Raw genomic sequence first — 11,953 nt, 5'->3', positions numbered from 1 at the left:
TCCTGCGGTTGAAACCGCAGGCTATGTTTTTCTTTGCGTACTGTTTGTAAATATAACCCGTGGTTTTAACCACGGGAAACGCATCGTTGAGCCAAGCAATTATTTATCCTCAAACCCATGTAATCTTACAATCTCGTCAAATTCATCTTGTCCATTTTTTTCAAGATGGTGTTTCTTTTGATTCTTAATGTAATTGTAAATAATTTCTAACCGAGATTCACTCACAGAAAAGGCTCCAAAACCTGTTTGCCACGCAAATTTTTCAAGGATAAATTCTCCTCGATTTATAAAATGAGAAGAACTTCCTTTTATTTGCTTTACAATGTCTGAAATTGATTTTTGTGGGTTTTGTAAAAATAAAACATGCACGTGATCCGGCATTCCGTTTATGATTCTAACGGGACATCCAAGTTCCGTCAACTCCTGCCAAATAAAATCGTACAAATATTTCTCAATTGAATAATCAATTAGTTCCTGACGATTTTTGGTTGCCCAAATAGCATGAATCCATAATTTGGTGAACGATTGTGACATAAATAAATCAGCATAAAATTTTTGCTAATTTACAAATTTGAAAAACTAATCCTACAAAAAATTAAGACTATACTTGTCGCTTTTGATGATAATATCGTTTCAATGGTTTAGCAACCACAGTAATAACTAAGAATTATTTTATTTTTAGATTTCCTGATTTCGAAATAACAGCCAGCATCACCATCTTCTTTTGGCTGATATTTGGTTTTCGACTTATTCCAAATATTATCATTTGTTTTGAAAAACCACTCTACAAATTTAATTACTTCGCTTTTAGCATAGTTAGAAAAAACGATTTCAACATCTGAACCGGTTTCAGAACAGGAATCACTTTTCATTTTGATTCCTGTTTTAAATTCGAATTCTTTAGCGCAAACATCTTTTGATTCACTAAACCGTTTCAAGATCCGCTCCGATTTTTTGCCGAGATACTTTGTAAAATATTCCTCTTCGGGATTATCTTTATTCTTGATCTTTTCTATAAAAGATTTTGTCGGAACTGGTAATTTATTCTGTTGAGCTGTTACTGAAAAACATGTAAAAAATAAAACTAAAAATATCCTAGACATATACTTTCTGTGATTAATCCTCAATTGATAAACTATTCTAAAATCTTGTATATTTTGTCAGACAATCTAATTCTGAAAGGAACCTCAAAAGTAACCTTATCACCAATTTTAGCAGATTGAGCTTCTGCACCATTAACAATAATTCTATTCAAAACCATCTCCTGATCTCCTGTAGTCGGGCCAGAAATTAAGATTTTATCACCGCTGTTTAACTCCTGGTTTTCTATTGTAAACTGTCCCACTTGAGCTTTTACATAATAATGCTCCGCTTTTCCAAGAAGTACTTTCTTTACTTTTATTTTCTGACGAATATCAGCTTGCTTTTGTGCTGTAGCCAAAGCAGTCTCTGGCAATTCACCTGAGTGTTTGAATTTCAAGTTCTCAGATTTTCCTTTTCTGAATACTTTGTTTCCAACTTGTTTCCCGGTTCTCAAACGAACCTGATCCACCAAAGGCATATGGATTATTTCAAGACATTCTGTAGAACAGCAGTTTTCCATTGCCGCTTTACAGTCATCGCACTGAATAAACAATAAATGACAGCCATCATTTTCACAGTTGGTGTGATTGTCGCAAGGTTTTCCGCATTGGTGGCATTGCGAAATAATATCATCTGTAATTCTTTCGCCCAGACGATTATCAAATACGAAGTTTTTACCAATGAATTTGCTTTCCAAACCTTCTTCTTTCAATTGTTTAGCGTAATTAATGATTCCGCCTTCCAACTGATAAACGTTTTTGAAACCTTGATGTTTAAAATAAGCACTTGCTTTCTCGCAACGAATACCTCCGGTACAATACATTACCAGGTTTTTATCGTCTTTGTGATCTTTAAGCTGTTCGTTGATAATGGGTAAACTCTCTCTGAAAGTTTCAACATCCGGAGTAATGGCCCCTTTAAAATGTCCTACTTCACTTTCGTAATGATTTCTAAAATCTACTACAATCGTGTTTGGATCATCAAGGATTTCATTAAATTCTTTGGCTTTTAAGTGAACACCAATATTAGTAACATCAAAAGTATCATCGTTTAAACCGTCAGCAACGATTTTATGACGCACTTTGATAGTCAATTTTAAAAAGGAATGATCGTCTTGTTCTACGGCAACATTCAATCGTATGTCTTTCATGAAATCGTAAGCTTCCAAAGTTTCTCTAAAAGCTTCAAAATTTTCGGCAGGAACACTCATTTGAGCATTAATTCCTTCAGTAGCGACATAAATCCTTCCCAATGCATCTAGCGCATTCCAGGCAATGAATAAATCGTTACGAAATTTTTGTGGATCTTGAATTTTGGCATACGCATAGAAAGACAACGTTAGTCGTTGTTTACCCGCATCATCGATCATGATGGCTCTTTCTTCTGCGCTTAAAGTGTTATACAGTTGCATGCTATAAACAGTTTTAAGTTAAGAATAAATGAATTACGAATCTATTAAATGGAATAAATTCGGGCGCAAAGGTAAGTCTTTCTTTTCAATTTTAAAAACTATAAAAATGGCTGATTTTTGAAACCATATAAGGGATATAAGTTCATTTAAATTTAATTGCTTTGCTAAACTTTATGCTTGCAATTTTGTTGCATTAATAAAAAACAACTGCTGTTTATCAATTCGTTACAAATTTTACTTAAATTTATGTGGTACAATTTTAACATTTATGATTATGAATGCTTTAAAACTACCAAAACCAATCCTTCCCCTCTTCTTTCTTTTAACCTTAATTATTTCCTGCAAAAAAGAACAACCCAAGGCGCCGCCTCCAATGCAGGCACCTTTTGTCACCGTCAAGAGTGAAGATGTCCCCATTTACAAAGATTTTGCTGGGCAGACTTTTGGAGATTTAGACATTGAATTAATCGCCAGGGTTGATGGTATTCTGACAGGAATTCATTTTAAAGAAGGTCAGAGAGTCAAAAAAGGCCAGCTTTTGTATACCATTGACCCGCTAGAATATGATACTAAAGTAGAGCAGGTTCGAGGACAAGTTGCTGGTGCTCAAAGCAATTTAGTAAATGCCGAAGAAGAATTAAAACGAATTCGTCCTCTTGCCGATATGAATGCAGTGAGTAAAAGAGAATTAGATGCGGCTGTAGCGAAAGACAAAGCGGCACGTTCCAACTTAAACAGCGTTCAGGCCAGTTTAAGAAATCAGCAGATTGAACGAAGTTATTGCGATATTAGATCTCCTATTGATGGCGTTATCGGACTTTCGAATGCCCGATTAGGTGATTATATTACTCGAATTGGAAATGATTCTAAACTAAACACAGTTTCCAAACTGGAAAAAGTCAGAGTTCAGTTTACAGTAAGTGAAGCTGATTATCTTCGTTATCAAAAACAAGTCAAAGCCGGAGAACGAATTACCGATCTTGCTTTAATTCTTTCTGACGGAAGCACACATCCGTACAAAGGTTCTTTAAATTTCTCCGATACCAAAATAGATCCCACAACCGGAACGGTAACCATCGAAGCACAATTTCCTAATCCAGACGGCACTTTAAGATCTGGACAATTTGCAAAAGTTCGTGTTTTACTGCGAACTCAAAAAGACGCTATCGTAGTTCCTCAAAAAGCCGTAACCGAAATTCAGGGACTTTTTCAGGTTTCCATCATAGACAATAAAAACACAATTCAAACCCGAATGGTCGAAGTCGGTCAGAAAATTGGTGTCGATTGGATCATCACCAAAGGTTTAAAACCCGACGAAAAAGTAGCCATTATTGGGAATCAGTTTATTCAGCCCGGATCGACAGTTGTTCCGGTTCCTTATGTAGCCGACAAAGATAAAAAGCAGATTGCATCATCTCTAAACAACTAGGATATGGATAATTTCTTTGTACGCAGACCAATCGTAGCTATTGTTCTCTCCATTTTTATTGTTTTAATTGGAGGTCTTTCCGTCCTTTCTACTCCTATTGCCCAATATCCTGAAATTGCACCGCCTTTGGTACAAGTTTCAACGAGTTATCGTGGTGCCAATGCCTTAAATGTGGAACAGGCTGTTGCCACGCCAATCGAGCAAAAGGTAAACGGAGTTGAAAACATGCTTTACATGCAGTCCACCAATACGGGTGATGGAAGTATGACGCTTAACATAACCTTCGACATGGGAACCGATCTGGATAATGCCACCATGCTGACCCAGAACCGTGTTAACGAAGCGACCAACAAACTTCCAAACGACGTGAAGACGACGGGAGTTACGACCAAAAAGTCGCTCTCCATGCCCATGCTGATTTTATCCTTGTATTCTCCCAACAAAACGTTCGACGGGAACTTCCTGACCAATTATGCCAACATCAACATTGTAGATGCTTTGGCACGTATTAAGGGAGTTGGAGAAGTTACCCTTTATGGAGGAAGTAATTATGCGATGCGAATTTGGGTCAAGCCCGATATCATGGCGAAATACAATTTGACCGTTCCCGATATTATACGATCGATTCAGGATCAAAACGCCATTGCACCTGGAGGAAAATTTGGCGCTCCGCCGGCAACTGAAAATAATGAGTTTACTTATAACGTAATGCTGAAAGACCGTTTGGTCAATCCGGAAGATTTTGAAAATATCATTTTAAAATCAAATATCAGCAATCAGCAAGTACGTTTAAAAGATATTGGAACGGTAACCTTAGGAACCGAAAGTTATGCTTCGATTGCCAAATTAAACGGAAATCCTGCCGGAACAATCGGAATCAAACAAATGCCAGGTTCGAATGCACTCGAAGTTGCTGAAAATGTAAAAAATACGATTGAAAGACTCAGCAAGAGATTTCCGCAGGATTTGAAATACCGTGTTTCATTAGATACGACTCTCGCCATTTCTGAAGGTATCAACGAAATCATGCACACTTTGGTCGAAGCGATTATTCTGGTAATTATCGTGGTTTTTATCTTTTTGCAGAACTGGCGTGCGACTTTAATTCCGCTTCTAACAGTTCCCGTTTCACTTATTGGGGTTTTTATGCTTTTTCCATTACTCGGATTTTCCATAAATGTACTTTCTCTTTTAGGATTAGTATTGGCCATCGGAATTGTCGTCGACGATGCCATTGTGGTGGTTGAAGCTGTAATGCATCATATCGAACAAGGAATGTCTCCGCGAGAAGCTACCAATCAGGCGATGAAAGAAGTTTCTGGGCCTGTAATTGCGATTGCGATCGTATTAACCGCCGTATTTATTCCGGTAGCTTTAACGCCTGGAATTACGGGAAGATTGTATCAGCAATTTGCTATTACAATTGCTATATCGGTGATTTTCTCTGCCTTAAGTGCTTTAACTTTAAGTCCAGCTTTATGCTCTCTTTTATTAAAACCCAATCAGGAAGCAAAAGGCTGGCTCGGAAAATTCTTTGAATGGTTTAATAAAAAATTTGGAGCTTTCACTAACAGATACACCGGATTTTCTGGTTTTCTAATTAAAAAAACTGCCCGAAGCTTAATCTTTATCGGAATAGTTGTTGGGGCAATTATTCTGCTTGGAGGAAGAATTCCGGGCGGTTTTGTACCCGAAGAGGATCAGGGATATATGTTTGTGAATATTGAACTTCCCGGCGCTTCATCTTTAGAAAGAACGGGAAAAGTCATTCAGAAAGTAGAGCATATTCTTTCTCAAAATAAGGGAGTTGAATATTATACTTCGGTTGCCGGATTTAGTTTAATCAAAAACTCCGTCGCCACCAACAATGGATTTTTCTTCGTTGCCTTAAAAGAATGGAAAGAACGCGAACAAGACGTTTTTCAAATTCTAAAAGAAGTCAACGGAAAAGTGGTTTTCGGAATTCCCGAAGCAACAGTCTTCGCCTTTGGCCCTCCGCCCATTACCGGAATTGGAAACGCGGCCGGATTCTCGATGATGCTTCAGGATCGGGAAGGAAATACACCAGAGTACCTTTTTGCAAACGCACAGCAATTTATGGCCGAAGCCAAAAAGAGACCCGAAATTGGAACAATTCGAACGACATTTAATCCGAATGTACCGCAGATTAGCTTGGACATCGATCGGGAAAAAGTAACAGAATTGAATCTTTCATTATCTGATGTAAATCTTGCCATTGGAGCCAGTTTAGGAGGACAATATATTAACGAGTTCAACAAATTCGGACGACAGTATATCGTATTGCTTCAGGCCGATCCGAGTTATACTGTAAATCCCGAAGACATAAATAAGATATTTGTTCGGAGCAAAGACAACAAAATGATTCCGATCACAAGTATAGCCACAATCCGAAAAGTGAGCGGACCAGAGTTTACAACCCGTTTCAATTTGTATCGTGCAGCCGAAATTGGCGGAACTCCTGCTCCCGGTTTTACTTCGGCGCAAGCCATGACTGCTTTACAGGAAACTGCTGAAAAAGTACTTCCTGCAGGTATGGGTTACGAATGGGCGAACATGAGTTATCAGGAAAAACAAGCCGAAGGAAAAGGAAATACCGTTTTTCTCATGGCACTGCTTTTTGTGTTTCTAATTCTCGCCGCGCAATATGAAAGCTGGAAACTGCCTTTCAGCGTTTTACTCGGAACGCCTTTTGCCGTTTTTGGAGCTTTTCTCGGCTTATACATCTGTCGATTACTCAGTCCTGATTATGTAAACAACGTTTTTGCCCAAATCGGATTGGTAATGTTAATTGGACTGGCGGCGAAAAATGCGATTCTGATTGTAGAATTTGCCAAAGAGGAATATGAAAAAGGAATGTCGGCGAAAGACGCTGCTTTGTATGCTGCAAAACTTCGCTTCCGTCCTATTTTGATGACGGCTTTTGCTTTCATTTTGGGAGTTGTTCCTTTGCTAACTGCTACCGGTGCCGGAGCTCAAGCCCGAAAAGTTATGGGAATGACCGTATTCAGCGGAATGCTCGTGGCGACTATTCTGGGTGTTTGTTTGATTCCCGTCTTATTTGTTTTTATTGAAACATTCGGAAAGAAAAAAACCGAGGAAACCGATGAACCTAAAACAGAAGAACAATGAAAACTCTAAAGATACTTTTAGCGCTCTTTTTGATAGCTGTTTTTCCTTACGGATGTATGGTCGGACCAAAATATGCCCAACCAGAACAGCCTCAGGCAAATTCTTTTCGATATAGTAATCAACCTGCTGATACTACCAAATCGGTTACTACTATAAAATGGTCATCGCTATTTAACGATGATGTCTTGATTGGTTTAATCGAAAAAGGAATTCAGAACAATTACGATCTTAAAATTGCCATTGCCCGTTTAGAACAAGTTCAGGCAAATCTCGGAATGGCAAAAGCCGATTTATATCCGTCTTTTCAATATTCAGGTCAGGTTAATAGTGCACAGACTTTCCAATGGCCTTCAGCAGCATTGGCCAATATGTCCTGGGAATTGGATTTTTGGGGAAAATACCGTCATCAGAAAGTAGCATTGCAAAATGAACTTCTAGCAACTGATGAAGCGAGAAAAGTTGTTTTGTCCACAATCGTCAGCAATATCGCCATTTCTTATTTTGAATTGCGTGATTTTGACAATCAATTAGAAATCACCATTCATACTTTAGAAACCAGACAAAAAGCATACGATATTATCAACGAGCGCTTTATAAGTGGTTATGTTGCCGAATTGGATAAAGTACAAATCGAGCAGCAGGTCGCCATTGCCGAAGCGAATATTCCGTTGATCAAAAGACAAATTACGGCTTTAGAAAATGCTATTTCAGTTTTGATTGGACAAGTTCCGCAAGCGATTCCAAGAGGAAAAACCAACAGTGAATTATTAATTCTGGCTGAATTTCCAACTTCGGTTCCATCCGCTTTATTAGAAAACAGACCCGATGTCAAACGTCAGGAATATTTGTATAAAGCTTCGTTTGAAAGAATTGGCGTAGTGCAAGCGATGCGATATCCGTCTTTTAATATTTCGGCAATTGCAGGTTTTACCAACATTATGATTAGTGATTTATTTAATGATGGTTCTTATATCCAAAATGCGGGCGGCGGCATTACCGGCCCTATTTTTAATTTCGGAAAAAACAAACGCCGTGTAGATTACAACAGAAAATTAGCAGAAGAAATGAAGTTCAATTTCCAGAAAACCTATTTGACTGCCATTGCAGAAGTGGAAAACTCACTTCAAAACACCGCCATGTTCAAAGAAGAATGGACCGCCAGAAACCGACAAGTCGTTGCTGCACAAAAAAACTATGATTTGTCTAATGCGAGATATTACAATGGTTACGTTTCCTACTTAGAAGTTTTGGACGCACAAAGATCGTTGTTTGAAGCGCAATTAAGTCTTTCGCAGTTAACTCAGAAACAATTGAGTTCTATGGTACAGTTGTACAAAGCGCTCGGCGGAGGATGGAGTTTCTAGTTTGAGAGGCAAAGGGACAGAGAGGCAAAGGGACAAAGGTTTCCCGGAATTCTTAATAAAAGCATCGCTTTTTTACATCATGTAATCATTCCGTAGGAATGTTTCGTCGGTAGAAAAAAAATCGCAATCGCCACATTTACGTTCCGTAGGAACGTTTGATATTATCCGATTATAAAAATTATTAAAAAACAATATCAAAAAACAAACGTTCCTACGGAACGTAAAACAATGGAAACACACAAATTTTCTACCGATGAAACATTCCTACGGAACATTTACGAAATGAAAAAGGGTTGTTTCAAAATTGAAACAACCCTTTTTAAATCTTTGTACCTCTGTATCTTTGACACTTTGAACCTAAAAACCTTAGAATCTTAGCATCTCAGAACCTTAGCACCTTAGAAAATTAACAAAACTCGTTAAACGCATCCTGCAGATTCTCAGCAATCATTTCAGCTGGACGGCCTTCGATGTGATGACGCTCTAACATGTGAACTAATTCTCCGTTTTTGAACAAAGCCATAGATGGCGATGATGGAGGAAAAGGAAACATGTGTTGTCTTGCAGCATCAACTGCTTCTTTGTCAACACCAGCGAAAACTGTTACAAGGTGATCTGGTTTTTTAGCTCCTGTTAAACTCATTTTTGCTCCAGGACGTGCATTTCTTGCAGCGCATCCGCAAACAGAGTTCACAACAACTAAAGTGGTACCTTCAGCTTTGATCGCATTCTCAACAGCTTCAGCACTATGTAAATCTTGAAACCCGGCAGCTGTTAATTCAGCTTCCATTGGTTTTACCATATCTAGTGGATACATATTCTTGTCTTTTTTAAATTTTACTTCTGAACTGCAAAGTTACAAAGTTTACCCGCAACTCGTTAATTTGAAGTATAAAGTTTTGTTATAGTTCGATTGATTTCGTCTAAAGTTAGAAAGTCGCAAGCCAGAAAGTCTAAATTAGATCCTAAAAACGCTATTTGTATTACAATAAACTCAGACTTTATTTACCAAACTTCATTTGGTATGGGTACGTTTCATAAAATGTATTGTCTTCATTAATCGAAAAACCCTTATCAAAATCTTGTCGGGCAATTTTGATTAAAGCCATTACCTCTTCCTTAGATTTTCCCTGTTTCAGCCAGCAAACTGCTTTATAAAACTTAGCATCCGAAAATTCAGGATAGATTTTTAATGCTTTATCAAAAATCGCAATTGCTTCATCCCATTTTTTTAGTTCATACTTTGCAATCGCCTGATAAAAATAAGCCGTAGGGTGCTCCAATTGCTGTCGGTTTTTGTAAATATCATTTACATAATCATCCAAAAGTTTTTCTGCTTTCTGATATTCGTTAAGCTGTAAATAACAAAGTGCAATATAAAAACTATAGGTATGATCCATTCTGTAGTTATTACCATAGAGCTTGATGCATTCTTCCAAATCAAGAATTGCTTCTTTGTAATTTTTAGAGAATATACATTTCATGAAACCTCGATAAGGAAGCCACTCTTTCTTATCATATAAAACAGCTTTATCTAAAAAAGGCATTCCGACTTCATACTTTTTGCATTTGAAATACGGCATTGCTTTTTGCTGCCATAAATAAGCAACAGTACTGTCTTTTTTCAGACCTTCATCAAGACAACTTTGCCATTCAGTCATTTCAATAATGTAATTATGCTTTTCTGCACAATTTGTCAAATATTCTGAAACAATGGCATCATGAGCTTTATTGGTGGAAACTTGTCCAAAGGACAAAAGAGTAAAAAAGAAACTAAATAATAAAGTAATAGTTTTCAATGGTTATGCTTTTTGATTTATATTTTATTTGAAAGAAAAATCACTCTAAATAACGCTTTTAAAAATGGAATTTTTGGGCACTTTAAAATAACTTTAACATCTTCTGAAAAAGTAGTTTCTTCATCTAAGAACTTAAATATCAATTTTGTATTTCCCTTTCTGAATAAAGAAGAGAAAATGGAACTTCCTGATTGGTTATAACGATACAAAATATCCAAAAGCAGCAAGTCGTAAAACCAAAAACGTTTTTTTTGATAAAAGTCTTTCATGTTGACATGATCCTGCTGAATAAATTCAACCAGCTGCGAAGATTTTTTATCTGAGTTTTTAAATGTATAACCTGTACTGGCTTTTGTCCAACCGCCAGCAGTTCCAATATTTAAAACCCGTTTGGTATTTTTTTCCCAAAAAGGATAACAGGTCATAGGGATACTTCCTTCCTCTTTTTCGAGAATTTGATATTGGCTTGCGCCAAGTTTCTCCAGATAAATTTGAATTTCATTTTCGTACTCTTCTTTCGGGAACAGTTTTTCCGAAAATAGAGTATATTCAACCAAAGCTTCTGTTTTGGAAATTGGCAGAACATACATAAATCTTGTATTGCCTTTCTGTGCGATCGAAAAATCCATAAAAGTAACTTCATCTGAATTAAAAACTTCTGATTCCGTTTTTACAAACCATCCCACAAAATGCTGCTGTAAAACAGGATATTTCGTCTGACTTTCGGCAAAAGTCCTGGTATAAATACTGTTGAATAAATAGTCGCAGGTATATCGGTTTTCTTCTGTACCCACAAAAACATGTGTTTCAAGTTCATTGATATTGGTTACTTTCTCATTCGAAAAAGTAATATTGGGCTGTCTGTTAATAGTATCAAAAACGAAATTATAAAAATCTATTCCGTTGATTTGATTATAAGTATAGGGTTTTAATTCCAGATCTTGTTTAAATTCTTTATCTGCAAAAAGAGCCAGGTCCCATTTTTTGGAAATAACCGGTTCCCAGACCAATTCTTCTTTAGCCCAAAAACACCAGGTTCTGTCATTGTTTTTTTTTGAATCCTGATCTACCAGTAAAATAGAATACTCGGAAAACTTTCCGGACAAAATCATTTTATAAACTGTCATTAAGGATGCCAGTCCGGTTCCAGTAAAAATGTAATTGAAATGTTTGATCTGCGAAGAATTCATTCTCAAAAATAAGAAAATTTACCCTTTCAATTTATCTAATAGAATTTTAAAATCTTTTGAGTTTAAATAGTTACTGTATTGAAAGATGATTTCATTTTTCTCGTTCAAAACACATAAAACGGGATAGACAATTTGATTATTGATTGTTCCAAGTTGTAAAGCCAGTTCATGAACCCCAACATTATTTCCCGAAGGTTTGTATTTAAAAACCTGATTATTAAAAGCAATATCTCGTTTTTCCTCAGCATTAAAATCAATGAAATAGAAATCTGAGTTGAGCTTTTCAATGATTTCTTTGTTTCTGAAAGTGGTGGTTTTCATTCTTTGACAAAACTGACACCAGTCGGTATGGATAAAAACAATGATTTTTCGTTTTTGAATTTGCTGTAAGCTGTCTATTTCTTCAAAAGAGTAGCTTTTCAGCTGACCAAAACCGGTTGCTGAAATCCCGAAGAAGAAAATAAATAGAAATAGCTTTTTCATTGTTTTTTATGTTTTTGCCACAGATTAAAATGAATTATTGATTT

At 36.7% G+C, this 11,953-nt stretch carries 10 protein-coding genes; 3 read left to right on the top strand and 7 right to left on the bottom strand.

Annotation, left to right across the window (positions count from 1 at the left end; genetic code table 11):
* Window positions 1-99 precede the first annotated feature (99 nt).
* The 3 genes from tnpA to trhO form a co-directional block, all read right to left on the bottom strand.
* Window positions 100-534, bottom strand: a complete 435-nt coding sequence (gene tnpA, locus ACODST_RS23060; protein ID WP_488934444.1) for an IS200/IS605 family transposase — start codon at window positions 532-534, stop codon at window positions 100-102.
* 107 nt (window positions 535-641) lie between these two features.
* Window positions 642-1,127 (bottom strand): hypothetical protein, encoded by a 486-nt coding sequence (locus ACODST_RS23055; protein ID WP_488934443.1) that lies wholly within the window; start codon window positions 1,125-1,127, stop codon window positions 642-644.
* A gap of 8 nt (window positions 1,128-1,135) precedes the next feature.
* Window positions 1,136-2,494, bottom strand: a complete 1,359-nt coding sequence (gene trhO / locus ACODST_RS23050) for an oxygen-dependent tRNA uridine(34) hydroxylase TrhO (RefSeq protein WP_488934442.1) — start codon at window positions 2,492-2,494, stop codon at window positions 1,136-1,138.
* Window positions 2,495-2,768: 274 nt separating this feature from the next.
* On the opposite strand from trhO, the gene ACODST_RS23045 reads away from it, so the two are divergent.
* Genes ACODST_RS23045 through ACODST_RS23035 form a run of 3 tightly spaced genes read left to right on the top strand, consistent with a single transcriptional unit; the run spans window position 2,769 to window position 8,437 of the window.
* Window positions 2,769-3,923, top strand: a complete 1,155-nt coding sequence (locus ACODST_RS23045) for an efflux RND transporter periplasmic adaptor subunit (RefSeq protein ID WP_488934441.1) — start codon at window positions 2,769-2,771, stop codon at window positions 3,921-3,923.
* A gap of 3 nt (window positions 3,924-3,926) precedes the next feature.
* Entirely contained in the window at window positions 3,927-7,073 is a 3,147-nt protein-coding gene (locus ACODST_RS23040; RefSeq protein ID WP_488934440.1) for an efflux RND transporter permease subunit, read from the top strand.
* Complete coding sequence (locus tag ACODST_RS23035; protein ID WP_488934439.1) at window positions 7,070-8,437, top strand: efflux transporter outer membrane subunit; 1,368 nt, start codon at window positions 7,070-7,072, stop codon at window positions 8,435-8,437. Before ACODST_RS23040 ends, ACODST_RS23035 begins: the two co-directional genes overlap by 4 nt.
* Window positions 8,438-8,843: 406 nt before the next feature.
* Here ACODST_RS23035 and ACODST_RS23030 read toward each other — a convergent pair whose 3' ends face one another.
* From ACODST_RS23030 to ACODST_RS23015, 4 genes are all read right to left on the bottom strand, one after another.
* Window positions 8,844-9,254, bottom strand: a complete 411-nt coding sequence (locus ACODST_RS23030) for a BrxA/BrxB family bacilliredoxin (RefSeq protein WP_488934438.1) — start codon at window positions 9,252-9,254, stop codon at window positions 8,844-8,846.
* A gap of 184 nt (window positions 9,255-9,438) precedes the next feature.
* Window positions 9,439-10,236 carry a tetratricopeptide repeat protein gene (locus ACODST_RS23025; protein ID WP_488934437.1) on the bottom strand — a complete coding sequence of 266 codons (798 nt, stop codon included), beginning with the start codon at window positions 10,234-10,236 and terminating at the stop codon, window positions 9,439-9,441.
* A gap of 17 nt (window positions 10,237-10,253) precedes the next feature.
* The gene (locus ACODST_RS23020) at window positions 10,254-11,426 is read right to left on the bottom strand and encodes a lycopene cyclase family protein (protein ID WP_488934447.1); all 1,173 of its coding nucleotides are present in this window, start codon (window positions 11,424-11,426) and stop codon (window positions 10,254-10,256) included.
* A gap of 18 nt (window positions 11,427-11,444) precedes the next feature.
* Entirely contained in the window at window positions 11,445-11,909 is a 465-nt protein-coding gene (locus ACODST_RS23015; RefSeq protein ID WP_488934436.1) for a thioredoxin family protein, read from the bottom strand.
* Window positions 11,910-11,953: the final 44 nt, after the last annotated feature.

It is taken from the genome of Flavobacterium sp. FG19, from assembly GCF_057809475.1.
The sequence above is the reverse complement of the archived record's forward strand: the minus strand, read 5'-3'. Positions and strand labels throughout refer to the sequence as shown.